Raw genomic sequence first — 25,537 nt, 5'->3', positions numbered from 1 at the left:
TGTCTCCCCGTCTCTAGTCCCGCTGGAACATCTTGAGCATGCGCTGCGTCACCAGGAAGCCGCCGGCGATATTGATGGTGGCCAGCAGCACCGCGCTGCCGGCAATCACCGCCGTCAGCAGCGACGGCTTGCCCAGCTGCACCAGCGCGCCCACCACGATGATCCCGCTGATGGCATTGGTCACGCTCATCAGTGGCGTATGCAGCGCGGCGGTGACGTTCCACACCACCTGGTAGCCGACAAAGATCGCCAGCACGAACACCGTGAAATGCGCCATGAAGGCCGGCGGCGCGACCGCGCCCAGGCCCAGCAGCGCCGCCGCCGCGATGGCCAGCGCGATCAGCGTCGCGCCGGTGCGGCTGCGCGGCGGCTCGGCCTCGGCCTGCACCGGCGGCGGCGCGGCCGGCGCCTGCTGCTGCGGGATCGCCACCGTCAGCGGCGGCGGTGGCCAGGTCACCGTGCCCTGGTGCAGCACCGTGGCACCGCGGATCATCTCGTCGTCCATGTCGACCACGAGCTGGCCGTCCTTGCCCGGCGTCAGCTCCGTCAGCAGGTGGCGGATGTTGGTGCCATAGAGCTGGCTGGCCTGCGCCGCCATGCGGCTGGGCAGGTCGGTGTAGCCGATGATGGTGACGCCGTGCTGCCGCACCGCCTCGCCCGGAACGGTCAGCACGCAGTTGCCGCCCTGCTCAGCAGCCAGGTCGACCACCACGCTGCCGGCGCGCATCAGGCCCACCGTGCCGGCCTCGAGCAGCTTGGGAGCGGGCCTGCCCGGGATCAGCGCGGTGGTGATGATGATGTCGACCTCGCGCGCCTGTTCGGCAAAGAGACGCATCTCGGCTTCGATAAAGGCCGGGCTCATCTCCTTGGCATAGCCGCCGCTGCCGCTGCCGTCCTCTTCGATCTCGACGGTCAGGAACTCGGCGCCTAGGCTTTCGATCTGCTGGCGCACCACCGGCCGCGTATCGAAGGCGCGCACCACCGCACCCAGGCTGCGCGCCGCGCCGATGGCCGCCAGCCCCGCCACGCCCGCGCCGATCACCAGCACGCGCGCCGGCGGGATCTTGCCCGCGGCCGTGATCTGTCCGGCAAAGGGCCGCCCGAACGCATGCGCGGCTTCGATCACCGCGCGGTAGCCCGCCATATTGGCCATCGAGCTGAGCGCATCGAGCTTCTGCGCGCGCGAGATGCGCGGCACGCAGTCCATCGCCAGCACGGTTGCGCCGCGCTGCGTCAGCCGCTCCAGCATCGCCATCTGCTGCGCCGGCCAGACAAAGCCGATCAGCGTGGCATGCTTCTTCAGCAGCGCCGCCTCTTCCACGCCCAGGCTGGGATGGACCTGCGGCGGGCGCACCTTGATCACCACGTCGACCGAGGCCCACAGGCTGGCCGCGTCGACAATGGCCGCACCGGCGGCGCTGTAGTCAGCGTCGGAGAACGACGCTTCCTGGCCGGCGCCGCTCTCCACCACCACCTGGTAGCCGAGCTTGAGCAGTTCCCTGACCGAGTCGGGCGTGGCGGCAACGCGCCGCTCGCCCGGGTGGACTTCGCGTGGCACACCGATCGTCATTGGCATGGCATTCACCGTTTTTTGGAAGGAATCGGGCGCCGGCTCAGCCGCGCACGTGGTTGACCAGCGAGCCGATGCCCGCGATCGCCACCTCGACCACCGCACCGTCCTTCATCGATCCCACGCCGATCGAGGTGCCGCACGCAATCACGTCGCCGGGCATCAGCGTCAGGTCCTGCGAGATCCGGCTGACCTGTTCCTCGGGCGAGAAGATCATGTCCGACAGCGGGTAGTTCTGCCGCTCCACGCCATCGAGCCGCGTGATGACGCTGGCGGCCTTCCAGTTGAAGCCGCAGACAATGGCCGGGCCGATGCAGCCGAAGGTGTCGAAGCCCTTGGCGCGCGTCCACTGCGGGAAGTTGGGGTCGGCCGTGATCAGCTCGGCCGCGGTCACGTCGTTGACGACGGTATAGCCGAAGATATGCGCGCCGGCCTCGGCCACCGACACATTGCGCGCCTTGCTGCCGATCACGATGCCCAGCTCGCCCTCATAGACGATCTTGCCGTCGTAGCTCTTGGGGCGCTGCACCGCATCGCCCGGCCCGGCCAGCGACGAGGCCGGCTTGAGCAGGAACAGCGGGTGCGTGGGCACGGGCTTTTCCAGCTTGCGCGCGAGTGCGTGGAAGTTGTTCCACAGCGCCACCACCTTGCCCGGCGCACAGGGCGCGAGCAGCGTCAGCGACGCGCGCTCATGCACGGCGCCGGTGGGGGCGGGGTCGTTGAAACCGTCGCCGTCATATTCGACGACACGGTTGCCATCGGCTTCGTCGATGCGGCCATGGCCGATGCTGCCGTCAGCGCGGCGAAAGCGTATCCAGGTTTGCACAGCATGCTCCTTGCGCAGGCAAAGCGGGGCCCTGCCTGCTCCGATGTCGGTTGCAGGATCTTGGAAGAAATGGGATCGTGGGCGGCTCGCGCCCGGATTCGTCATTCCCGCACAGGCGGGAATGACGTCAGGCTTGCGTCATACCGCGCCGGCCAGCTTCATCGCGGCGATCTGCGCGGGCGAGCGCCCCAGCCACTCGAGAATCTCTTCGGTATGCTCGCCCAGCAGCGGCGAACGCTCGATCTCCACCGGCGATGCCGAGAGCGTGATCGGGCAGCCCAGCTGCACGTAGCTGCCGCGCTGCGGGTGCTCCAGCTCCTTCAGGTAGCCGCGCTGGTACAGCGACTCGTCCTCGATCAGGTCCTTCATCGACAGGATCGGGCCGCACGGAACATCGACCTCGTTGAGCGCCGCCATCACGTCGAACTTGCTGCGGCCACCGGTCCATTTCTCGATCACGGCGAAGCAGTCGGCCAGGTGCTTGAGGCGTGCTTCTGGCGTGGCGTAGTCCGGATTGGTGATCAGGTCCTCGCGCCCGCACAGGCGCATCAGCGGCTCCCAGCCTTGCGGCTGGATGATGACGTAGACATAGTCGTTGGGGCCGCCCGGCGCGCAGCGCAGCGCCGCGCCCGGCTGGCCGCCGCCCGAGGCATTGCCGGCGCGCGGCACGTGGTCGCCGAACTCTTCGTTCGGGTACTCGCGCAGCGGGCCGTTGGCCAGGCGCTGCTGGTCGCGCAGCTTGACGCGGCACAGGTTCAGCACCGCGTCCTGCATCGCCACTTCCACGCGCTGGCCGCGGCCGGTGTGCTCGCGCTGCAGCAGCGCGGCCAGGATGCCGACCACGCAATGCACGCCCGTGCCCGAATCACCGATCTGCGCGCCGGTGACAGTGGGCACGCCCTCGGCATCGCCCGTGGTGGAGGCCGAACCGCCCATGCACTGGGCCACGTTCTCATACGCCTTGCAGTCCGCGTACGGCCCCGGGCCGAAGCCCTTGATCGAGGCATAGACCAGCCGCGGGTTCAGGTCCTGCAGGTGGTCCCAGTCAAAGCCCGCGCGCTCGAGCACGCCCGGCCCGAAGTTCTCGATCAGCACGTCGCTGCGCTGGACCAGGTCTTCGAGCAGCGCCTTGCCTTCGGGCGTCTTCATGTTCAGCGTCAGGCTGCGCTTGTTGCTGTTGAGCATGGTGAAGTACAGGCTGTCGGCATTGGGCACGTCGCGCAACTGGCTGCGGGTGATGTCCCCGCGGCCGGGCATTTCCACCTTGATCACGTCCGCGCCCAGCCACGCCATCAGCTGCGTGGCCGAGGGCCCCGCCTGGACGTGGGTCATGTCCAGGATGCGAACGCCTTGCAGTGCCTTGGTTTCCATTTCGGATGTCTCCTCGGACGATGGTTTCACTTGTATATGGTCTGTTCCTGGTGCTCGGCGCGTACTCGCTCGCGTCCGTTCCGGCCCTCTTGATGACATACGGTATGTGATATATCAGAAGAGAGCAAGAGGAGTTTGCCCGATGCAACACAAATTTCGACGATGCAATGCAGCAATCGGCCTGCTTTGCTTGCCCGAAGTGGGAAACCCAGTGAAATCCCGAATCAGTCAGCCAGCATCTTTTTCGCATTGATATATTACATACCATAACGCGAAAAGCTCGCGCGTCATCCGGGAACGTACAAAAGCAAAACGGCGGACCAAGGTCCGCCGTTTTGCCGCCCTACCCCGCCCGCCTTCAGTCGAGGAAGTCGCAGTGCCGTTCCACGTAGTCAGCCAGATCCAGCGAATGCTGCCGCACCAGCCGCTCGGCCAGCTCGGTATCGCGTTTCTCCAGCGCCTCGATGATGCGCAGGTGGTCCACGATCGAACGTGCCGCCCGGTCGCTCTGCGAGATCGTCATCTTCCGGATCGCGCGCACGTGGATGAAGATATTGCGGATCGTGTCCATGATGATGTGCGACTTGGACAGCTGCACGATCGCCTGGTGGAAGGCGATATTGGCGTCGGAATACTCTTCGATATGCTCGGCCGGGGTGGAATCGCGGAAGCTGTCGAACATGCTGCGCAGCTGCGCGATCTCGGCATCGGTGGCGTTCTCGGTGGCCAGCCGCGCGGCCATGCTTTCCAGCGCGGCCCACATCTGGATCATCTCCACGATCTCGCGCTTGGTCTTGCGCATGATGTAGATGCCGCGCCGGGGCACGGTGCGCAGGAAGCCCTCCTGCTCCAGCAGCGTCATGGCTTCGCGGATGGGCGTGCGGCTGACACCCATGGCCTCGCTCAGTACCCGCTCATCGAGGCGGATCTCGTCGCGCGACTGGTAGATGTCAGCGTCGGCGATGGCCTGGCGCAACATGGCGTAGGCCTGGTCGCGCAGGCTCGCGCCGGCATTGATCGGTTGCACGGACAAGGCCAGCCCGTTGGGCTGGACGATGGATTGGCTTTGCGCAGACATGAATGAGCTCGTGTGAGACCAGCGGCAGGGTGGCCGGAATGGCTGCCCCCCGCATTGCCGCACAGCTTAGCAAAAACGCCGGACCCATTACGAAAACGCATCAAACAATGCGTTGTTGTCATGCATCGGCACAGTAGCGGTGCGCGGTCTGTCGTATATGGTATATCACTATCGCCTGCCTTTCTCGCTTCGCAAGCCCGGCCAATGCTACCTTGGCGCGCCTGGCGTGCGCCAGGGGATACCTGACCCGGCGGTATCCCCTGTTCCCAGCCGCGCTCAGGCGGCCAGCTTGGCCATCGTGTCGCGCTGCTTGATCAGACCCAGCACGGCATCGCACATCGGCGTGGGCTGCGCGACCAGACGTCCCATTTCCTGCACCACGGTCAGCAGCGGGTCGATTTCCATGGCCCGCCCGGCCTCCAGGTCCTGCAGCATCGAGGTCTTGTGCGCGCCCACGGCACCGGCGCCGTCGATGCGCCGCTCCACGTCGACGCGGAATTTCACCCCGAAGCGCTCGGCGATGCCCTGCGCCTCAACCATCATCTGGCGCGACAGCGCCCGCGTGGCCGGGTCGGCGGTGATGACGTCGAGCGTGGCATGCGTGAGCGCGCTGATCGGGTTGAAGCACAGGTTGCCCCACAGCTTGAGCCAGATCTCGTCGCGGATATTGTCGCGCACCGGGGCGTCCAGGTCGGCGGCCATCATCATTTCGCTGAGCCGGGTCACGCGCGCCGAGCGGCTGCCATCCGGCTCGCCCAGCGGAAACTTCTTGCCGTAGACGTGCTTGATCACGCCCGGCGCAACGATCTCAGCCGCGGGATAGACCACGCAGCCGATCGCCCGCTCCGGCCCCAGGCCCTGCCATTGGCGCCCGCCGGGATCGACGCTTTCCAGTGTGCTGCCGGCCAAGTCGCCGCCATGCTTGTAGAAATACCAGTACGGAATGCCGTTGACGCCGGTGACGACCGCGGTTTCCGGCCCCAGCAGCGGCTGCATCTGGTCCACCACGCCCGGCACGGAATGCGCCTTGAGGGTGATGAACACATAGTCCTGGTGTCCGAGCTCGCGCGGATCGCTGGTGCAGCGCACCTTGGCCACGCGCTCCTCGCCGTCGATCAGCAGCCTGACACCATGTTCCTGCATTGCCGCGAGATGGGGGCCGCGCGCGACGAAGCTGACCTCCGCCCCCGCGCGCGCCAGCTGCGCCCCGACATAGCCGCCGATCGCGCCTGCGCCGTAGATACACACTTTCATTGCTGTCTCCTTGATGGCTCGATTTGGATCTTTTGATATATCACATACTATATTCCATCGAGGCGCATGGCAACCGCATAGAACAACCTTTATCTTTCCGGATCACACGGCGCGGGCAAGCGGCGCTGCGCTAACATAACGCCTGCATGTGCCCCGGGCGGACCACCGTCCGGCGCCGAGTTGCAACCTGACACCCGGAGCCCCCCATGGAAGCGTCGTTGGCATTGCTGCAGGACCCCGCCGCGTGGGCGGCACTGGCCACCCTGGTGGCCATGGAAATCGTGCTGGGGATCGACAACCTGATCTTCATCTCGATCCTGACCAACAAGCTGCCTGAAGCCATGCGCGAGAAGGCGCGCAAGGTCGGCATCAGCCTGGCGCTGGTGATGCGCCTGGGCCTGCTGGCCACCATCGCCTTCATCGTCAAGCTCACCGAGCCGGTGTTCACCATCCTGGGCCAGGGGCTGTCGTGGCGCGACATCATCCTGATCGCGGGCGGCGCCTTCCTGGTCTGGAAGGCCACGCGCGAAATCCACCACCACGTCACCGCCGCCGAAGAAGGCGAGGAAGGCGGCACGGCCAAGGCGGTGCAGAGCTTTGCCGCGGCCATCGGCCAGATCCTGGTGCTCGACCTGGTGTTCTCGATCGACAGCATCATCACCGCGGTCGGCATGACCGAGCATGTGCAGATCATGTTCGTGGCGGTGATCGCCGCGGTGATGGCGATGCTGTTCGCGGCCACGCCGCTGGCCAACTTCATCAACCGCAACCCGACCATCGTGATGCTGGCGCTGGCCTTCCTGATGATGATCGGCATGACGCTGATCGCGGAGGGCCTCGGCACCCATGTGCCCAAGGGCTATATCTATACGGCGATGGCGTTCTCGGCCGCGGTCGAGGGGCTGAACATGCTGGCGCGGCAACGGCGCCAGCGGCGCCGGGCCAGCGGGCAGGCCTGATGTGCGGCGGCGGCCGCTTGCAGCCGGGCTGCGGGCGGCCGCCTGTAACAGAGGGTGTCCGAACTTTTCGCGGACGGCGGCGTCTCTTACAGTTCTGCACACCCCCCGGACAATAAAAGGACGCTTTCGCCACATGATGAACCGCCGAACCCTGCTGGTCTCCGCCACTGCCTCCGCCGCGCTCGCCGCACTGGGCATTACCCCGTCGGTGCTGGCAGCCAGCCGGATCAAACTCGGCGACGCCCAGCCATTCGGTTTCGACGCCCTGATCGAACGCGCCCGCGCACTGGCCGGCAAGCCCTACGCGCCGCCGCCGTCACCGCCCGCGGACGTGCTGTCCCGCATCGACTACGACGCCCACGGCAAGATCCGCTTCCGCACCGACGACGCGCTCTTTGCCAGTGGCCCAGGCCAGTTCCCGGTCACCTTCTTCCACCTCGGCACGTACTTCCGCACGCCGGTGCGCATGCACGTGATCGAACGCGCCAAGGGCGGCCCCGGCAAGGCCCGCGAGATCGTCTACGACGACGCCTACTTCGACATGCCGGCCGACAGCCCCGCGCACAAGCTGCCGCCGGGCAGCGGCTTTGCCGGCTTCCGCTTCCAGGAAAGCCGCCTCGGCGACCAGAAGACACGCGACTGGCGCAAGAACGACTGGGTTGCCTTCCTCGGCGCGTCGTATTTCCGCGCCATCGGCGACCTGTACCAGTACGGGCTGTCCGCGCGCGGCATCGCCATCGACGTGGCCGAAGCCGGCAAGTCCGAGGAATTCCCGGCCTTCACCCATTTCTGGTTCGAGACGCCCGAGGGCAACGGCGATACCGTCACGGTCTATGCGCTGCTGGATGGCCCCAGCATCGCCGGCGCCTACCGCTTCGTCATGCAGCGTGGCAAGGCCGTGATCATGGATGTGGAGTGCGCGCTGTTCCTGCGCAAGGATGTGGGCCGGCTGGGGCTGGCGCCGCTGACCTCGATGTTCTGGTTCTCTGAGGGCATCAAAGGCACCGCCGTCGACTGGCGCCCGGAGGTGCATGACTCCGACGGCCTGGCGCTGTGGAACGGCGCCGGCGAGCATATCTGGCGCCCGCTGAACAACCCGCCGCAGACCACGGCCTCGGCGTTTTCCGACGATAACCCCAAGGGCTTCGGGCTGCTGCAGCGCGACCGCCTGTTCGACCACTACCAGGACGGCGTCAACTATGAACGCCGCCCGAGCCTGTGGGTCGAGCCGCGCGACGGCTGGGGCGCCGGTTCGGTGCAGCTGGTTGAGCTGCGCACCGATGACGAGATCCACGACAACATTGTCGCCATGTGGGTGCCCAAGGCCCCGGCCAGGGCCGGCAGCACCTACCGCCTGCGCTACCGGCTGCACTGGCAGGCCGACGAGCCCTTCCCCTCGCCGCTGGCGCGCTGCGTGGCCACGCGCCTGGGCAATGGCGGTCAGCCGGGCCAGCCGCGGCCCAAGGGCGTGCGCAAGTTCATGGTCGAGTTCAAGGGCGCGCCGCTGGAGAAACTGCCCTTCGGCGTCAAACCTGAAGCCGTACTGACCGCATCTCGCGGCAGCTTCTCCTACGTCTTCACAGAAGCCGTGCCCAACAATGTGCCGGGCCACTGGCGTGCACAATTTGACCTGACCGCCGACGGCAACCAGCCGGTCGATATCCGCCTGTTCCTGAGGCTCAACGGCAAGCCGCTGTCGGAGACCTGGCTCTATCAATACCATCCGTTCCAGTCGCCGGCGGGCTGAGGTGCCCACGGCCGCGCGCCTGGCCCTTTACACCATATTGCGTCGCCGTGATGTCAGGCGCGCACGAGCGGGTATGATGACTGGCTACGACAGTCCAACTGCATCAGCCAGCCTCACATGATTTCTCAAGAGTTCGCCGGCGCCGCCGAGAGTGGCCAGGCCGCATCGCTCCCGCGCTCGGAGCGCGCCTACCAGCAACTGCGCGCCGCCATCCAGGCCGGCCAGCTGCCCCCCGGCACGCGGCTGCGCGAGGTGGAACTGGCCGAATCCCTGGGCCTGTCGCGCACGCCGGTGCGTGAAGCGCTGTCGCGGCTGGAGTCCGAAGGGCTGGTCGTCAACGAGCCCAACCGCGGCATGATGGTCACCCAGCTCGACGCCAGCATGGTCAGCGAGCTGTACGTCATGCGCGAAGTGCTGGAAGGCACCGCCGCCGCGCTGGCCGCGCGCCATGCCACCGACGTGGAGATCTCGCTTCTGCGCGATATCGTCGAGCGCGACCTGGCCATCGCCGACGACCCCGACCGGCTCGCGCTGAACAACCGGCTGTTCCACGAAACCCTGCACCGCTGCGCCCACAACCGCTACCTGCTGAAGACGCTGCGCTCGCTGCATGAGTCGATGGCACTGCTGGGACGCACCACGCTGGCGGTACCAGGGCGCGCGCGCAGCTCCTACGAAGAACACATCTCGCTGGTCGAGGCGCTGGAAAAGCGCGACCCGGCACTGGCCGAACAGATCGCGCGCCGGCATATCCAGCAGGCCTACAAGGTGCGGCTGTCGCTCTGGATCCAGGAACAGTCGGGCAGTTGATCTGCCCGGCAGCAGTCGGCCGTATCAGGCCGCCTGGGCCCGCGCCGTGCGCAGCGTGCCCAGGCTAAGCACGGCCAGCGCCACCAGGATCAGCATCACGGCACCCAGCGTCTGCGGCGCGATCTGCTCGCCGCCCAGCCATGCGCCCATCGCCAGCGCCACCGGCGGGTTTACATAGACATAGCTGGCCGACAACGTCTGGCTGACAGTGGACACCAGGTACATGTAGGCAGAGAACGCCACCAGCGACCCCGCCACCACCAGGTAGACCCAGGCCCAGCCGGCCTGCGCGCTGACCGATGCCGGCCACGGCTCCTGCCGCAGCGCCGACAGCACCATCAGCACCACGCCGCCGATCAGCATCTCCGCGGCAAATGCCGCGGCACCCTGGGGTAGCTCCATCCGGCGCGCCAGCTGCGAGCCGAACGACCAGCTCGCCACAGCCAGCATCAGCGCCACCACGCCCCCGGTACTGACGCGGAATTCCGCGCCCGCGGTCAGCACCAGGATGCCCAGGCTGCCGATTGCGATCGCCACGTACTCATACCATTTCGGCCGGTTGCCGAAGCAGGCACTCCAGATCAGCGCGAAGATCGGCATCGACCCGATCATCACCGTGGTGGCACCGGAAGAAATCGTCTGCTCGGCAATCGCGGTCAAACCCATGCCGCCCACCAGCAGGAACAGCGCCGGCACCGCGCAGTTGCGCAACAGCCGCCACGACGGCATCGGCGTGCCCCGCCACGCCAGCCACGCGGCCAGCAGCAGGCCCGCGCACAGGAAGCGCGTGCCCATCATGAACAGCGGCGGAAAGCTCTCCAGCGTGAAGCGGATTGCCAGGTAGGTCGTGCCCCAGACCACATAGGTGATCAGCAGGCACAGCAGGACAAGCGGGGGCATGGTCGGGAAGGCGTATTGCGAAGGCATCCACGATAGCCCCCTGCCACGTCCCGGCCAAACGAAAAGGTCTGGCAAGCCTTGCGAAAGTTATTCACAAAGCACGCAAGAACCGCGGGCAAAACAAAACCGGCCGCGTCTGCCCGGGCGGGCGCACGTATGGCCGGTTCTACAACGCAGCCCGCAACGGGCCACAACTACTCTGCTGCAAACAACTCTTTAGCCGTTGGCGTAGACCACGTGGGCCTTGCGGGCCTGGGTCTGCAGGCGCTCGATCGCGCTCTGGACGAAGGCGATGGCGCGCTTCACGTCGTGGGCGAAGCCCAGGCTTTGCGTACCGAGTTCACGGTCGATCAGTTCGCGTTCGAGTTGGTCAGTCAGCTTGATATCGGATTGAGTGTTCATGGCGTCCTTCCTTTCGGGATTACCCTTATGGGGTTTTCCCTGATTGTAGCAGAGGAATTGTGGCAATGCAGCATTAGGTGAAAGTACGTATGTGGAAGAGCAACCATGAGTGGGAAATTAGCCAATTCATGGCTTAAGTGCCACGTTATGCTTGCAGGGAAGAACAGCCACATTACGCTTGCCGACCTTCCGGCATCATACAAAGTATGCTTTGAAGCACCCGAATCATCCCCAAGCGCTCCCAGCCTTCGATCTTCGCTGCACGCATAATCGCGGCGTAAGTAAATTCTTCCCCGCTTCCGAGCACGGTCTCAATCGCGCTGAGGAGCCGGTTTGTTTTTGCTTCGAGAGCTTGGTCAAGCGACACAGCTATATACTTGTGCGGTGACGATTTGTGCCCACAGTGGCGGATAATGCGTTGCCAGGAAGCGTCGGTTCACGCCCAGCTGCCGACAAACCGTAGCACCCGAGTCGGCGCATATGTTGATAGAGCGATATTTTTCTGCAAGGCGTTCAATTTTTGCCTCCAGCATGTCGTCGCGCTTCCAAGAGGGCTCTACGCGATCGAGCAAGGGCGAGAGTGAGAAAGCAACCATAAAGTGGCGATTTTGCCTCGTTATGCTTATGAGAGAATTTCGCCACGTTATGCTTTAAGAGATGAAAGAGCCTCTCTAATCACTTTCCTAAGTTTGAAGCGGGCCTCGAGCGCTCCTGTCCACCCTTCCATCCGAACGAGGCGGGTAATGGACTGTTCATTAAGTGGGACATGCGACTCTATCGCTTTATCGATCGCCATTGCCACGATCTCCCGCGTGGGAGCATAGCTAGCCTCCACCACTCCCGCACGGTAGTTCTCATGCGCAGCAACGATCGCTGCCCACAGTTTGGGGTGATGTAAAGCCAGATAGCGGCGATTGACACCCAGCGCCTTCGACACTGAAGCGCCGGAATTGGAAGACGACGTGATGGTCCGATAGCTGGCAGTCAGGCGACCGATTTCTTCATCCAACCCTGCACGATCCAGTTTCCACGTGGGCTGAACCGGCGTAGGCGGCATGTACGTCTGCGCCGGCGCAGCGGCAAGGGCGGGCTGACCTAGGAAGATACTAAGAAGACTCACGCCACATCGGGATGCAATTGCTAACAGGACCTCTAAGGCGGGCTTTTGCCGGACGTCGAGAGCCGCCGCTCGAAGAGCATTGGGTGAGATCCCGATGCTCTTCGCCAAAGCAGCTTTGGATCTGAACCCATCACTACAACTAATCATTCCCTTCTGCAACGCTTCTCGCGACAACGCTCCTCCGGCTGAGGCATAGGCAACGAGGTCCCCAACTTGCTGGGCAACCCAAATCTCCGAGGGTTCGGCAGCACTTGGTAGAGCGCTACTGCAGCGCATACCGATGCTTCCGCAACGTCTGCAGATGCCTGACAATAGCACTTTCCGCGTCGGCCTCAATCCTGCTCCAGAATCGCCACACAGGTCCTGGACAAGTCGGACGCCGTGAATTGGGCAAGCGTTCACGACCCGAAAATCCCACACCGCGCGCCCATACAAGCCAGACTCCTGCGCCCCAAGGCACTCGGGGCAGTAGCGCCGCACTTTACTGCCCAGGCCATAGCGACCCACCAATGCCGCGAGCGCTTGCAGACTTGCCGCTTTAATTTCGTGAACGCCTGTAAGCTCTATTAAGGTGTCGGCAAGACATCTCAATGCCACACTGTCCGCTGAAAGGGCTATGCCCTCCTGCACCTGATAACATACATGCACTCCAAATCCAAGCGCTTTTAAGCGCGGCGACACATATTCTTTATACAGGATACTCGGCGTAACACTATGCACGAAAGCCAGACGATAGAAGTAGCTACACAATGATTCACTTCGAAGCGTACCAGCCTCGATCCACGGTAACGTATAAAGGACAGAGATTGGTTCAGTGCAGTGCGAAGGCATCATGTCACCTCAATAGCTATTTCTCCTGCGCAAAAAAATTTGCTGGCGATTGCAAACAATCAAACTTTCTCATTTCCGCCTCCCCTTTCTCAAAAGACGCCTCCAGCTCCGAACGCTGCGCTTCTGGCAAATAGCTTTGTTGAAGAAATTTATCGCTCCAGTGACCCTTACTATCATTCTGCAGTTCCAGACAACTCGACAGAATTTGCTTCAGCAACCCGATGTTCCCCAGACTCTGCCACAGAAGCTGTGGACAGTGGTCATCCACATTTAGACAATCCTTCCATGGCCAATAGGCCCTGAATTTCGTTAGGATTGACAAAAATTGAGCGAGCACAGCATCTTGCCTCCTCCGGCCCGCCGCAGTGCGCGCTGGCTTGGCAAGAGTAGAATCGTAGCGCGACAGGAAAACGGTTCGCCCTCGCCTCACATATTGCTCGTAGGTTCTAGCTCGCTCGGTAAAATTGAAATCACCGACCACTACAATTTTAGGACAGTCATCGTGCGCGAGAGCCTTGATCATATCAAGGATTGATTCCGACTCTCTAAACTTGAGCAAATGCATTACCTCGTCAATGGCCAATGCAAGATGTTGCCGGTACTTCAACATGGCGATTACCCAATTACGAAGGTCATCGACAGCAGGCTGACCATGGCAGTGCTTCACATTAAGTTTTCCATCTTCTACTATGAACGCAACCTTCTTATCTATCATTGCGTCCTTGCCTGCTTGCAAGATCAAAGCATAAAACGCTTTTAACCTCACTTTTTGCTCGCCAATTGCCGGCGCCTCAACATAGACAATTCCACCAGGCCTGCGAAAATCCTTTTGCCGTACAACTTCCGGCAAAATGCTTTTTAATAGGCAAGACTTTCCAACTCCGGAAGCGCCAGCCAGCACCAGAATAGGAATTCCATTATGGGGGCACAATAAATGCACCATACTATTAATTACCCCCTCCAAAATATGGTGAGTAACATTAAACCTTTCAAATAATTCGATTTTGTCGTAATCCGATAGAGAAAATCTTTCATCGGGCGAAAAATCAGCCAAAGAGACGCCATCATCCATGCGCACCTCCTCTTTAGATCAATCCCTTCACGGACTTCCAATTGATGTCTCGGAGCGCCAAATGCTCGCTTTCTGCCGGAGCTTCCTCGCCGATGATCAAGTCAGGTACGGAATCGAAAGGCGGTTTTCCGGCGCCACGGGGTGGATCGGCGGAATGCTGTTTCTCTGGTTGGCCCTTTGATTGAAGGAAGGTGTTCTCGAGCTCAGCGACCACATCTGGATCCGCACAACAAATGGTTCGATCTGTCAAGTTGACGCAAGCCACCATCCCCAATTGCAAGTACAAGCGCAGCATTTCTGCTTCTTGCAAGCCAATGAGCGGGTCGAAATGTCTCGCCTCTAACGAAAGGACGTCGCGCTCTTTCGCGTACATGAGTCTCGACCGCTGCGCTCGTAGCCCGTTCTCCTCATACATCTGACGCAGCGCTTGCTCCAATTGATAGGAGCTCCTCCCCGGGAATGGCGTCAGGTTACGAGCGACCGCCACCAGCAGTTGGTTCCTATATTCTGCGTAGACGATATCTGCGTGGAACGGCTCGATTCGAAGAACGGCTTTCTCGCCTCGCTTTGCTGTTCGAAAAGCATCGTGCCAATACCATCGGAACCCAGTCCAAACGCCATGCAATGGATCCACGCGATGGACCGCGTGCGGTGTCGGCGGGGCGGTTTGAATAAGCAGATGCTCATCAAATCCGACGGGGCGAAACGGTTGACTCCCGCGCTCTCTAATCAATCTCGCCTCGTATTCTTGCGGAGTGACGCCAAGCGCTGGATGGACATCGCACGCATACTTGCGCACGAAGAAGTACTCCTCGTACCGACGATATAGGCTAACCAGCGTTTCTTCCGCGACATCTTTGGGGTCCGTGTAGCCAGCATACGCGCGCGCATTTTTCAGGTGCGACGTATTGCCAGTCACGAGTCGGTCCACCTGCCACTCCCTCGCCCGGTTCTGCGTCTCGATGGGTGCACCTTGTCGCGGGCTATCTTTAGCACGCCGTCGGAAGGTGATGCCATGCAAGGCGGCGAACCGCTGGATCGGTGCTGCGTGCAGGTCCATGCCACCATCGACGATCACCGTTTGCGGAAGCCTCTTCCAGCGTCTCACATAGTCGCGCAGCACCATTAACACCGATTGGGCCGAGGCTGGGCGAAATGACATGTAAAGCGCCCTAGCACAAGGAACGCACGCGTCAAATGCAAACGTGACAACGGCGCGCCCAAGATTGTTTCCGATTGGCGCATTTACGACTACATCGGCGGGGGTATGATCAATGTGGACGCACTGATGAGGAAGCCAGCCATGGGGCAGTTGGCCCGGGTCCAGACTACCGGCGATGGGTTTCATTGCCAAGGCGGCGCGGCGCCCATGTTTGCTATCCAAATCTTGATATCGCTTAACGCGATTGCAAAATGTGGGATAGCTCATTGGCACCCGATGCACTCGGCGACAGATGCCCTGATAGCGCTGAAAGCAGCCAATCTTCGTTATACCGGGCGCGCGCTTAAAGACATGCCGAGTCACATCCTCTGCAAACGCTTCGACGTCCGCCGGCAGGCGCGGTGTACGATTGCCGCGCTGGTTGGCACGACCAGCCAGACGGATTGCAGCTTCCGTGTCCGTGAGGGATGACTCCACCACAGTCCGATAGCGAGCCATTTGCCGCGCCGAGCGAATGTTGACCCCGTTACGCACAGCGTTCAGCTTCTCGATGCCTTCGTCCAGTCGAGCCGAACTCAAAGGTGCCAGCGCCCGGCGAATTTCGGGCTTCACGGAACCGTCCGGAAGCGTGGTTGAAGGCGATGCAGCGGCATGTGCGACCACGTCGCAAGGCAGTTCCTTAATGTCGTCGCCGATGCCGTGTAGCCGAACCCTATCCCCGCTGATGCAGTCAACCCAGTACGGTTGCCCGTTGAATTGGATCAACGCCCCGGGTATCACCCCATCCTGGGGTGGTAGCGGTAGTGCATCGCGCCGGTGCAACGATAAGCTGCATGTCTGTAGCGCGCTCCGATCACGATAGAGGTGGAACGAGCCGATTCCATCCAGCCGCTCGTGCACTAAGTCGCAACACAGCACTCCTGTGGTGATCGCGTGCTTAATGGTATCGGCGCCGATATGATGAATCTCCATTAGTTGCCGAAATGTCAGCACTACTTCGCGGTCAAGCAAATTGCGTAAGTCTTGCTGAATATTCAATGGAAGGGGCGGCGAACTCCTGTACCGAACGAGATCCTTCATATTCATAATCAATACGTTTGGAATCTCTACGAGACTATGCATCTCATAGTGGAAGCCCACGTCAGCGTATGCTTCCTCGGTGGGACGCCAGTGCCAATGGAAAGGCTCACCAGCATCCTTATAGTAGTTTCCCGAGGCGCGACTTTGTCGAAAGAGGAACCCCTCCCCTTTCCAGTCCTGAACAACAACCCCCTGCTGCTGAATCAGCATCACTTCGGGCCGATGCTGCCAACGCACTGCTGACTTGCCCGCCGCCGTTGGCGTCTTGATATCAAGCGCCCATGGCTGGAAGTAGTATTCGAGGACATTGGCATCGTGCTCGTAAAGCATCGCGAGAGCCGCACACAGGTTTCGACCGGGAGCAGCTACCGTTCCCTGCATTTTTTCACTTATAACGTACTCGACGCAGCCCGAAATCGAACGCGCTAACTCGGAATTGTCTCGGGTGCGAACGGCCTCGATCAAGGTGCGACCATGAGCAGTCACCGCCCAACGGGACAGCAAGATCGCAAGTGCATCATCCTTGAGCATATGGACTCCTTACCTTGCCTACCGCAACAGCGAAACTACCGTCAGTCAATTGACCGCGATGCCGAAGATGGTCAGAGGTGGACACATCGCGGTGAGAAGCTCGCCGGGTCGTATCGCGGCGCACGCTGGGTTCGCACTGCACTGCCACACTGGCTGCGGGATGCCTCCGGTGCCTCGCTCGCGTGTCACGGTCGCCCGGTAGACCAATCGCAGCAACTTAGTTCTAGTCCGTTGGTCAGATTTCGTAAACCCGATTTGGGTTTCCCGACTGTGCCGTGGAAGTTTTCCGTTACTTGAGGCACTATTGCGGGGCTGAAACACGGACGAAACTCTTGTGTAGCAAGGACAATCCATTAAATTCTGAATGGACTAAGAAATTTTCGACAAACCGCCCGCACCAGCTTAAGAAAAAAACATTCTTTTTCTTTTCGGCGCACAAGCATCAAGCGACCGCTGACGCGCGAACAATACCGCCCCCGCACGTCAGTGGAGCGTTAGTGCTTTCGGTGAGCTTCTTCAAGCGAGCTAGAAGATCCCCACGCGCTCGAGTTCCTGCGCGCGACGCTCGGCGTCGGCACGCACATAGACCGAGGTGGTCGCCAGTGAGGCATGCCCGAGCTGGCTCTGCACGACATCCAGCGCCACGCCGTAGGCCACGGCGTGATTGCCGAAGGAGTGGCGCAGCCAGTGTGCGGACGCACTCTTGAGCCGTGCGGCACCTGCGGGCTCGTCCGCTGCTAACGCGACGGCGGCCCTCGCAAAGAAGCGCTTGAAAATCGCATGCAGTTGTTCTTCCGACAGCGCGCCCGCACGTCCGTCGGCCTTGACCCGGCCAATCAAAGGGGTCGCCGGATGCAGCCGCTCGAACGCCTCACCTAGCCCGCGTGCGATCAGGTAACGGCGCAGCGCCGCGATTACCGCGTGCGAAACGTGAACCTCGCGCTCGACCGTCCCCTTGCCCGTGAAGACCAATTCCCAGCTTCCACGCGCATCGTCCGGCAGGTCATGGTGGCGCAGGTCTCCGACCGTGGCGCGGGTCAGCTCGGAGATGCGCAGCGCGGTCGCATAGGCAAAGCGCAACAGGAATTGCAGCCGCACGCTCCTCGGATCGTCGGCCGGCAGTTCGGCCGCACAGCGCTGCAGGAAGGCCCACTGCGCCTTGGTAAAGCTGCGCGACACCTGGATGCGGCTGCGAGGGGTCTTGGGCTTGGGCACTAACGCGAAGGGGTTATAGCGAAGGTATTGTGCTGCAACTAGCCAGTTAAACATTCCGCTCAGCACCGTATAACTCTGCTGGATGCTGGCCGGTGACAGCGGTCCCGCGAACGGGCGCCAGTCATAGCTAAAGCGCGGCACGCCCCGTGCCCCCACCCACTGCGCGGCCGGCTGCGGATCAGCCAGAAACGCCAGATAGGCCGTGCAATCCTCGACCGTCAGATCCGACAGCGCCTTGGCGCGCACGAACACTGCCCACAGCAGGAGCCGCTCGCCATGGCAGCGGTAAGTGCGGGCAGTCGCTCCCCTCTCCGGCCCGTGCGTGGCGAGCCAGGCCTGGATCGCGGCCAGGTCGGTCTGCGCCGTGGTGCGCGGGGTCGCGCCAGGCCCCGGCCGGTTGTGGCCGATGCGGCCATCGCGCTCGGCCGGCAACGCCAGCGCCTCAAGCGGTGCAATCATGACCGCGGGCGGGCGTAGCGCGGCGCGCGCCGCCGCCGAGACGCGACGGCGCGGCAGAAGCATCGCCGGCGTGAGGGGGCCTAGCGCCTCCCCTTCTCTCGCCAGCCATGCGATCACGCGTTGGCCCGTCACCGCGCCGACTCGCGGTACCGCCCGGTACCAGCGTACGCCGCGCGCAGTCACGCAGGCGCGCAGGTCATCGAGCGTCGACAGCCCCACCGCCGCCAGCCGCGCCGCCACCGTCGGCGCGAACCAGCCCGCGACCGGGTCCGTCAGCGTCGGCGTACGCGCGAGGTGCGGCCGCACCGCCGCGAGCGCAGCAAGCTGACGCCGCCGACGCCACGCTGGCACCGCTGCACCGGTATGTCGAAACAGCGCGCGCCAAGTGGCCTCGTCGGGGAGCGCGCCGATGCCCTCACGCGCCGACGGGCCGTCGGCCGGTTGCAGCCGGCGTACGCCCCGTAGCAGTTCCGCTTCGATTGCCTGCAGGGTCCACTTGGCCTGACGGCGGTCGCGGCCGGTCTCCAGATACCGTGCCCCCAACTCGGCCAAATTCAGCCCTTCGAGCACGCCGCGGTAGAACGCGAAATGGTGTGCGCCGAGGTAGCGCGCCGGCGCCATGGGCTGCCCGGCGCCCCGCCGGCGACGGCCAGGAGTGGCTGGGTTATTCGGGTCCCGAGGCGCCCCGGGCGGCGCCGGACGGTGCGGGGTGGCAGGATCGGAAGCCATACGGGCCCTCCTGCGACAGCGCTGCTGCGGGCGACGCAAGCGGCGCTTGGATGGCGAGACGCAGAAACGCGTGTGCAGATAAGTAGCAATATCTTCATAGGCGATTTTGCTCGCCAAGCCTAGGGCCACAGGCCGGCACCGCGGCGCCCGGCATTCGCTGCCGCGGCCCGTCGCATGCCGCCCGGGCCGGCCGCTCCTTTCAGGTCACGGAGGGGAAACGGCAGGTAAATGCTTAGGCTGGGACTGGGGCGCTCCGGTCCGACGATCGGCCCTGCTATCGCATCGGCAGCGGCTCAGCCCCAGCGCCCCTCAGGTCCACCAATCAAAGCGCTGAAAAAAGGCCGTGGGCCGCAACTCCAGCGCCAGCAACCACTCGCCGACCTCCACCACGTCAATGCGCCGCTCCAGCAATTCGACCTTGGCGACATAGGATTGCGGCCGTTTTAGCCGTTGTGCCAAGGCTTGCTGGGTGATTTGCAGGGCTTGCCGTTCCCTGCGAAGTTCGGTAATGACGGCGGCATAACGCGCGGAGTGAATGGTCTTCATCACATGATGCGACCATCTATTCCAAAAAATCCCAAAATAGGATAATTTGGAATCTATCCCTTGCCGATACCGAGCCTTCTATGAGTTCACGCAGCGCACGCAAACAAGCACTGGCCGAAGGGCACCGGTGCGTCAAGGCTGAATTGCGGGTCGAGCCGGGTCGAACCCAGGTGGCCGTCGATGTGTTGAAGTTCGGCTTTCATGTCCTGATCGAGCAGGCCGACGTGGATCACTTGGTATTCTTCGAGGCCTCGGACAAGCTGGAGATCAACTTGAAGGCGGGCAGCAAGGTGGTGCTACGCTGCACCTTGGATGGCGCGCACGACCTTGCCGTCCAATTGTTGCCTGAGGAACGGGACAACTGCTTCTGGTTCCACGCCAAGAATGGAGATCGCTTCTGTGCCTGGGACGATTTGCGCTGACTTGGCGCCCGCGCTAAGTTCAACAAGGGGCTAAACGTGGCTATGCGGGGCAGCAAGCTGGTGGTCACGGCCCGCTAGCCTCACCGGCACCGTGGCGAGTCACCCGCCCAATCTTGAATCGGCCTCTCGACGCGGCAATCAGTGCAAGGCCCATGAACGCACCTTCATCAGATCTCGATACGCTGACGCCTTCAGAATGGCAAAGCCTTTGTTTGCATCGGGCCGTGGCAGAGAAGCTCAGGCGCCATCCCGCTCTCGTCGAGTTGGCGGTGGCGAATCTCAATCGCTGGAAAGCGGCGCACGGCAACGAATCGCCCGATCGCTCAGCATGGCGGCCCATTCTCAATGGCCCGCTCCAAGCCATCCTCGAGGCGATGATCGAACCAACTGCGCGCGGCATCCGGCTACGCAAGGCGTCGCCGTTTCCGGGCATTCTGACCGCATCGGAACGGTTGTCGATTCTCCGTGAGTGTAGAGCGGCGCGAGGCCGCCGACCCGTTGCGATCGTCGGCGGCAAAGCGATGATCGACACTCGGCAGATGCGCCCGTTTCGAGGTTTCACGCATACGCACGACGAAGCGCTTGAGTTGCTGCGTGCCGGAAGTTTCACCGATACACCCTACCTCAAAGGCCAGCCATAGCGCCATTGCCAGCCCCAGACTGACTGCCATGAAGCCGAGCTTTCGCGAACGCCAGGACTTGTGGAAGGAGTATCCGAACGAGGTGGAACGGATGCGCCATGCCTAGCGGCAGTCGGTGTGACAGCAACCGCAGATGCGGACGGTTCGCGCTTGGGCCGAATACTGGGACGATTACTGTCCCGGCTAGCCCTCCCCGACGACGATGCGACGCTGCGGGAAACCCTACTCAAGTATTTAGGCGATCGCGGCTCATCCGGTGTATGGCGCGTCACGGCGCGCAAAGCGGCCCACAGCGACGACATGCTGCTGATTCCGCTGCCGGCTACGTTGGCGACGCAGCTCGGTTGGCGAGCCGGGGATGCACTAGCGATGGAGATCGCTGACGCCCAGACGCTGAAACTGCGGCGCGACTAGTCTTCCAGTGCCTGCTGGGACACGATGCGCCCGCACGGAGTGAAGTTGTTGCTCAGCGTTCTTTTCATCGGCGCCATCAAACTCATCGCCACGCCAACAAGTTGCATTGGCCGGGCGATATCACGCTCGACATCCTCGATCAACGCAGTCGTTTGCCATGCGGTGCTTCGACCGGAGGCGGACTCAGCATACTCTTTCATGACAGCGACATAGCTTCCAGTGACCTCCGTTCCGGTGCCCTCGTTAACAATCTCCAACTCTCCCAGCAAACGGGCGCCCGCTTCGCCTCCGTTTGGGATAAGCTCAACTCTGACTCTTAGCATCGCTGTTTGCTTCCGTTTGGCAGAGGCCACCAATACCAATGGCCTCGAAAATTTTGAGGCGAATTTCCCTGAGGGCACCCTGCTTGGTCAATGATGATGAAGGCTGGCTCAATACTATTATGCTGCAGGAATAGTCATTCCCGAAGAGCCGTATGGTGATCCACGCTGATGTGGTGAGGCGCGCTCGTTTCGGAGACGTGTATCGCGCACCCCTTTGCTCAGTTAGGCTGATCTGCTTCCAGCTGAAGCAGCTTTTCGTTCAGCGTCTCCTTGACCCAGGCCAAGAAAGCAGACCAGCCACACGCACTGATGGCCAGCCCTTTGGGACCCTCGAGCAGCACGCAATCCGGCGAGTCATGCTCAACCAATTCAGGATGGAGATCCAGCCAACGTAAGATTGCGCTCTCGAACTCAAGTGGAACATCTCGCAGGTTTAAGTAGCGTTTGCCAGCCAGATCAAAATACGGCAAGCCGGCGAGCAGCCAAGCTTCAAGAAGGCGGCCCTTCTGTTGGATGCTCATCGCAGCGCTCCATCTCGGTGTTCCCTGCGATGGTACCTCAGGCCCACACCATTTGGCATCCCTATTACAAGCCTGATTCTCACGGCCGCGTTCTGAATGGTGGCTCAATGCATGATCGTGCGTCATAACCGGGGGCGGGCCCGATGCCGATAGCCCAAAAAGACGATCGCACTCTGGAATTGCTGGCACAGCCGTTCGTGACACCCCTACACCCTGGATCGCGTCATGCTTGTCTTCCTTGATACCGAGTTCACAGATTTCATCGACTGCGAGCTTATCAGCATCGGCATGGTGACAGTGGACGGTCGAGACTTCTACGCGGAAGTGCAGGACTATGACATCGCTAAGTGCAACCAATTCGTACGCAGCAGCGTATGTGAAGTTCTCGGCCAAACCGCCAATTCTCGTGTTTTGCGTGCGGACCTTCCTGAGCGAATTCGCGCTTGGTTTGCAGGTCTATCGTCCAGCGCTGTCGTGGCCTGCGACCGCTTCATAGACTGGGAACTGCTATTGGACGCATTAGGCGATGATCTCCCCCCTAACCTCATCGGGCGTTACGATCTTGGACCCTTGGCCGCGCTGCCGCAATTCCAGCGGGCGGTCGTGGGATATCATGCCGAGGCGGGACATCCATGGCATCACGCACTGCACGATGCCCACGCCCATCGAGCGGGGTGGCTTGCCATCAGAGCCTCGAGTAACTGAGACCAGCGATCGCGCCCGGTGAAAGGCGGTTTTCCGGGCACCTATGGCATTGTATTAACAACCCAAGAGGGGCACTCTGGTACCGTCCGGCGGCGATATGAGATCCAAGTTTGAGTATACTTGGAGCGTGGCATATGGTGCACATTGCGCAATTGGAGACAGATGTGGGCCGAATCCTTGTCAACTTGCCTGATACGCAAATAGAGGACTTAGCGGCAATAGCGGAGGCTGAGCACCGTACACGGGCGGCTGTCGTCCGCGATGCCATCAAGACGTACATCTCGCAGCGAAAGCTGACTCTTGAGGCTGATGTATTCGGGCTGTGGAAGGACAAGCAGATCGACGGTCTCGCTTACCAGCAGGAGCGGCGCTCGGAATGGTGAAAGTGCCCGCTCACGCTGCCACCTCGAAATCTCCTTGGCATTTTCGCTACAAGAGGCCGAGCGGCTGCAATGGCCCAACTCGCTGCCGCGGAGGCCAAAGCTTCGATGCAGGTCGAAATCGCCTCATTGACTGAAAGGCTGAGCGGCACATCGGATGCCCTATAGACGGAACGGCGCGAAAATTCAATATTCCGACAGTCTGCAGAGACATGGCGGACCGCTCTTGACGAAGCTGGCAATGAGATCGCAGCCCTAGCGGCACTTCCTCTCACCTCGCGTGAAAGAACTGACATCCCCCCCAGAAGTTCTCGGCGCCGTGACGGCGGTCCTCCCCCGTCTATGTCGTAGACGAATATGCATGATGTAGAGATAGGCCCGTCATGAGTCATACTATGGTGGCGCCTTCTCTACGCGATTTGCAATGGCCAAACCAGTCTCGAAACCCAAAGCGCTCGCCGGTAGCGCTGCTACTTGTCCAAGGGAAGCCGCATAGCGCTCCTTCGCTCTGGCCCCAGATACTTCCAACACCCAAGAGAGTCGCCATTTCTTCTGCATCTTCAGCACGAGGCGCGATGGCAGTTCCTGGTCACCGGATGACCACCTCCGGTAGTTCCACTCCACTGTGCCTCCGCCTGCCCTCCATTGGCGCCAGCTAGCCACCCATTCGCGCGTACCAGGCAAGTCGGTGAGGACATCTCTCAGTGAGGCCATGCAATCCAATGCTTTGCGGCCACGCAGTGGCCGCTCCCCCGATCAGCCAGTTGGCGCGGTGCGCATTCCATTTCAGGCAGCTTCCGGCTAATCGACACGGACATCGAACTGGAGCCGACGGTGCTCGACATGTTCGACTGGTGTTGTGCCGCACGGCGCTTCGTCATGCGGCCAGGAGGTGCGCTACAAGAATCAGCAGCAGGTGGTGGATATGGTGGAAATCGAATAGGGCCGCCGCCCGGGGGCGCGCCCCAATCGGTGCCACGCGCTCATCGCTTCTCCGGCCGGGCCTCAGCGGCCAAACCGGATGGCGGGCGGAACAACCTTCGACGGGACCGGAAGGTTGGGACTCTCCTGCTCGGCGTCGGCAGGTTTGCCGGCCGCCGGCTTTGCCTCCCCTTGCCTACCATCGGCCGGCGCAACCGGGGAGTCCTCGGATTCCAATTCGTCCGGCCTGGACGGCGGATCGCCGTCATAGACTTGATATTCGCGCCGCTGCAGGTAGGCATCGCGCATGAACGCGTACTTGTCCAGTGCGGCCTGTTCTATCAGGCCAGTCGCCCCGAGCAACTGGGCGCGGCCGGCAACGATGCGAACGCCCGCTAAGGAATTGCGCAACGAGACCGGATAGATATAGGCCGACGGATCAAGCTGGCGGTCGACCAGCATGCCACCGGCATCGCGCACGGAGCTTGGTCCAAACAGCGGCAGCACGAGGTAAGGGCCGGCCGGCACGCCCCACACACCCATGGTCTGGCCAAAGTCTTCCTTGTACTTGGGCAGCCCTGCCGGCGTTGCGATGTCGATCAGACCGCCTATGCCGAGGACGCTGTTGATGGCCACGCGCATGGTATCTTCGGCGGCGTGGCCAGGCTTGCCCTGCAGCAGGTTGTTCACCGCAGAATAGACGTCGCTGACATTGGAGAAGAAGTTCTCCACCGCGCGCTGCACTGGCGTCGGCGTGTAATCGGCGTAGAACTGGGAAACCGGGCGCAGTACGCCCTTGTCAAAGTCCTCGTTAATGCGAGAAACCTCGCGGTTGAACGGCTCCAGCGGATCCTTCGGATTGGCAGTCGGGCCGGTGGCGCAGCCGGCAAGAACGGCCGCGGCGGCAGTCGCCAACAATCGCGATATTCGCCTCACGGGATCAAGAGCGTATCGATGTGGACCTCGCCCGTCAGCAGCTTGTGCATTGGACATGCATTGGCAACCTGAAGCAGGCGCTCTCGCTGCTCCGCGCTCAGCGCCCCAGCCAGGGAAATGTTCCGCCGGATGACAGTCCTTCCTGCCGCGGGCTTACCATCCGGATTGAGCTCGATTTCAACCGCGGCACCGGTAAGTGGCCACTCCTTGCGGGTGGCAAACATCTGCAGAGTAATAAGCGTACAGGCACCCAGGCTGGAGAGGATCAGCTGGCCCGGCGAAGGACCGGCATCCGCGCCGCCGGCTTCGGCCGCCTCGTCAGCAAGCCACTGATGCCCTTGGGCGTCTGAAATGGTAACCGTGTAAGGCGTTGACGTAGTATTGGCGTGAATCGTAATTCTGGCTGTCATGCTGGGTCTTCTATTAATGCTTGCGCGGACGTGCTCGACGGAGGCCCAAGACTAGCAGCGCTCCTCTTCTTATGCAGCCAGCGCGCGTCGAAAACACTGTCCTGGCAGGCGCAACAATCCACGCCTCACGCATAAGCCACAGGCCTGCGCAGCGCCACGCGGCAACAAAAAAGCGCCCGGATCAGCTGCCGGCGGCTGGCTT

25 protein-coding genes and 1 pseudogene are annotated in these 25,537 nt (G+C 62.1%); 8 read left to right on the top strand and 18 right to left on the bottom strand.

What is annotated here, in order from left to right; genetic code table 11:
- Positions 1–13: 13 nt before the first annotated feature.
- The 5 genes from AC3WRR_RS02305 to AC3WRR_RS02285 all read right to left on the bottom strand — a co-directional run bounded on the left by AC3WRR_RS02305 (position 14) and on the right by AC3WRR_RS02285 (position 6,099).
- Positions 14–1,576, bottom strand: coding sequence for a Re/Si-specific NAD(P)(+) transhydrogenase subunit alpha (locus AC3WRR_RS02305; protein ID WP_037023416.1), 1,563 nt, complete (start codon positions 1,574–1,576; stop codon positions 14–16).
- A gap of 37 nt (positions 1,577–1,613) precedes the next feature.
- Entirely contained in the window at positions 1,614–2,396 is a 783-nt protein-coding gene (locus AC3WRR_RS02300; protein WP_010810220.1) for a fumarylacetoacetate hydrolase family protein, read from the bottom strand.
- Between the two features lie 138 nt (positions 2,397–2,534).
- A complete protein-coding gene (gene frc, locus AC3WRR_RS02295) occupies positions 2,535–3,767 on the bottom strand; it encodes a formyl-CoA transferase (protein WP_010810221.1) in 1,233 nt (410 codons plus the stop codon).
- 358 nt (positions 3,768–4,125) lie between these two features.
- On the bottom strand, positions 4,126–4,845 hold the full coding sequence (locus tag AC3WRR_RS02290; RefSeq protein ID WP_011617427.1) for a GntR family transcriptional regulator: 720 nt from the start codon (positions 4,843–4,845) through the stop codon (positions 4,126–4,128).
- A gap of 276 nt (positions 4,846–5,121) precedes the next feature.
- On the bottom strand, positions 5,122–6,099 hold the full coding sequence (locus AC3WRR_RS02285) for a 2-dehydropantoate 2-reductase (protein WP_010810223.1): 978 nt from the start codon (positions 6,097–6,099) through the stop codon (positions 5,122–5,124).
- A 206-nt stretch (positions 6,100–6,305) separates the two neighbouring features.
- Between AC3WRR_RS02285 and AC3WRR_RS02280 the strand changes: the two genes are divergently transcribed.
- The 3 genes from AC3WRR_RS02280 to AC3WRR_RS02270 all read left to right on the top strand — a co-directional run bounded on the left by AC3WRR_RS02280 (position 6,306) and on the right by AC3WRR_RS02270 (position 9,615).
- On the top strand, positions 6,306–7,058 hold the full coding sequence (locus AC3WRR_RS02280; RefSeq protein WP_010810224.1) for a TerC family protein: 753 nt from the start codon (positions 6,306–6,308) through the stop codon (positions 7,056–7,058).
- Positions 7,059–7,191: 133 nt separating this feature from the next.
- A complete protein-coding gene (locus AC3WRR_RS02275; protein ID WP_439669191.1) occupies positions 7,192–8,805 on the top strand; it encodes an OpgD/OpgG family glucan biosynthesis protein in 1,614 nt (537 codons plus the stop codon).
- Between the two features lie 117 nt (positions 8,806–8,922).
- On the top strand, positions 8,923–9,615 hold the full coding sequence (locus AC3WRR_RS02270) for a GntR family transcriptional regulator (protein ID WP_010810226.1): 693 nt from the start codon (positions 8,923–8,925) through the stop codon (positions 9,613–9,615).
- Positions 9,616–9,639: 24 nt separating this feature from the next.
- On the opposite strand, the gene yedA is transcribed toward AC3WRR_RS02270, so the two are convergent.
- The 8 genes and pseudogenes from yedA to AC3WRR_RS02230 all read right to left on the bottom strand — a co-directional run bounded on the left by yedA (position 9,640) and on the right by AC3WRR_RS02230 (position 19,662).
- Complete coding sequence (gene yedA, locus AC3WRR_RS02265) at positions 9,640–10,515, bottom strand: drug/metabolite exporter YedA (protein WP_037023418.1); 876 nt, start codon at positions 10,513–10,515, stop codon at positions 9,640–9,642.
- A gap of 216 nt (positions 10,516–10,731) precedes the next feature.
- Positions 10,732–10,917, bottom strand: coding sequence for a hypothetical protein (locus tag AC3WRR_RS02260; protein WP_010810228.1), 186 nt, complete (start codon positions 10,915–10,917; stop codon positions 10,732–10,734).
- A gap of 643 nt (positions 10,918–11,560) precedes the next feature.
- Positions 11,561–11,974 (bottom strand): hypothetical protein, encoded by a 414-nt coding sequence (locus AC3WRR_RS02255; protein WP_492296267.1) that lies wholly within the window; start codon positions 11,972–11,974, stop codon positions 11,561–11,563.
- A 444-nt stretch (positions 11,975–12,418) separates the two neighbouring features.
- Positions 12,419–12,868: pseudogene (locus tag AC3WRR_RS02250) on the bottom strand (TniQ family protein); the annotation flags it as partial.
- Positions 12,869–12,884: 16 nt separating this feature from the next.
- The gene (locus AC3WRR_RS02245) at positions 12,885–13,940 is read right to left on the bottom strand and encodes a TniB family NTP-binding protein (protein ID WP_492296128.1); all 1,056 of its coding nucleotides are present in this window, start codon (positions 13,938–13,940) and stop codon (positions 12,885–12,887) included.
- A 13-nt stretch (positions 13,941–13,953) separates the two neighbouring features.
- The gene (locus AC3WRR_RS02240; protein WP_492296126.1) at positions 13,954–16,713 is read right to left on the bottom strand and encodes a TnsB C-terminal domain-containing protein; all 2,760 of its coding nucleotides are present in this window, start codon (positions 16,711–16,713) and stop codon (positions 13,954–13,956) included.
- 525 nt (positions 16,714–17,238) lie between these two features.
- Entirely contained in the window at positions 17,239–19,008 is a 1,770-nt protein-coding gene (locus tag AC3WRR_RS02235; RefSeq protein ID WP_492296125.1) for a site-specific integrase, read from the bottom strand.
- A 417-nt stretch (positions 19,009–19,425) separates the two neighbouring features.
- A complete protein-coding gene (locus tag AC3WRR_RS02230) occupies positions 19,426–19,662 on the bottom strand; it encodes a helix-turn-helix domain-containing protein (RefSeq protein ID WP_492296123.1) in 237 nt (78 codons plus the stop codon).
- A gap of 80 nt (positions 19,663–19,742) precedes the next feature.
- Between AC3WRR_RS02230 and AC3WRR_RS02225 the strand changes: the two genes are divergently transcribed.
- The 3 genes from AC3WRR_RS02225 to AC3WRR_RS02215 all read left to right on the top strand — a co-directional run bounded on the left by AC3WRR_RS02225 (position 19,743) and on the right by AC3WRR_RS02215 (position 21,139).
- Positions 19,743–20,084 carry a hypothetical protein gene (locus AC3WRR_RS02225; RefSeq protein ID WP_492296121.1) on the top strand — a complete coding sequence of 114 codons (342 nt, stop codon included), beginning with the start codon at positions 19,743–19,745 and terminating at the stop codon, positions 20,082–20,084.
- 152 nt (positions 20,085–20,236) lie between these two features.
- Positions 20,237–20,725, top strand: a complete 489-nt coding sequence (locus AC3WRR_RS02220) for a hypothetical protein (protein ID WP_492296119.1) — start codon at positions 20,237–20,239, stop codon at positions 20,723–20,725.
- 117 nt (positions 20,726–20,842) lie between these two features.
- Entirely contained in the window at positions 20,843–21,139 is a 297-nt protein-coding gene (locus tag AC3WRR_RS02215) for a hypothetical protein (RefSeq protein ID WP_492296118.1), read from the top strand.
- Here AC3WRR_RS02215 and AC3WRR_RS02210 read toward each other — a convergent pair.
- On the bottom strand, positions 21,136–21,462 hold the full coding sequence (locus tag AC3WRR_RS02210) for a hypothetical protein (protein ID WP_492296116.1): 327 nt from the start codon (positions 21,460–21,462) through the stop codon (positions 21,136–21,138). The two genes, AC3WRR_RS02215 and AC3WRR_RS02210, sit on opposite strands and share 4 nt — an antisense overlap.
- Positions 21,463–21,680: 218 nt before the next feature.
- Positions 21,681–21,983 carry a hypothetical protein gene (locus AC3WRR_RS02205; protein ID WP_492296115.1) on the bottom strand — a complete coding sequence of 101 codons (303 nt, stop codon included), beginning with the start codon at positions 21,981–21,983 and terminating at the stop codon, positions 21,681–21,683.
- 225 nt (positions 21,984–22,208) lie between these two features.
- On the opposite strand from AC3WRR_RS02205, the gene AC3WRR_RS02200 reads away from it, so the two are divergent.
- Positions 22,209–22,688 carry a hypothetical protein gene (locus AC3WRR_RS02200; RefSeq protein WP_492296113.1) on the top strand — a complete coding sequence of 160 codons (480 nt, stop codon included), beginning with the start codon at positions 22,209–22,211 and terminating at the stop codon, positions 22,686–22,688.
- A gap of 164 nt (positions 22,689–22,852) precedes the next feature.
- Positions 22,853–23,071, top strand: a complete 219-nt coding sequence (locus tag AC3WRR_RS02195; protein ID WP_492296258.1) for a CopG family transcriptional regulator — start codon at positions 22,853–22,855, stop codon at positions 23,069–23,071.
- Positions 23,072–23,461: 390 nt separating this feature from the next.
- On the opposite strand, the gene AC3WRR_RS02190 is transcribed toward AC3WRR_RS02195, so the two are convergent.
- The 3 genes from AC3WRR_RS02190 to AC3WRR_RS02180 form a co-directional block, all read right to left on the bottom strand.
- Positions 23,462–23,782 carry a DUF3322 domain-containing protein gene (locus AC3WRR_RS02190; protein WP_492296111.1) on the bottom strand — a complete coding sequence of 107 codons (321 nt, stop codon included), beginning with the start codon at positions 23,780–23,782 and terminating at the stop codon, positions 23,462–23,464.
- 291 nt (positions 23,783–24,073) lie between these two features.
- On the bottom strand, positions 24,074–24,904 hold the full coding sequence (locus AC3WRR_RS02185; RefSeq protein ID WP_492296109.1) for an MlaA family lipoprotein: 831 nt from the start codon (positions 24,902–24,904) through the stop codon (positions 24,074–24,076).
- Between the two features lie 17 nt (positions 24,905–24,921).
- On the bottom strand, positions 24,922–25,335 hold the full coding sequence (locus AC3WRR_RS02180; RefSeq protein WP_492296107.1) for an OsmC family protein: 414 nt from the start codon (positions 25,333–25,335) through the stop codon (positions 24,922–24,924).
- Between the last annotated feature and the right edge of the window lie 202 nt (positions 25,336–25,537).

Source organism: Cupriavidus sp. FW305-3-2-15-C-LB2, assembly GCF_058787575.1.
This window is presented reverse-complemented; position numbering and strand designations above follow the sequence as displayed.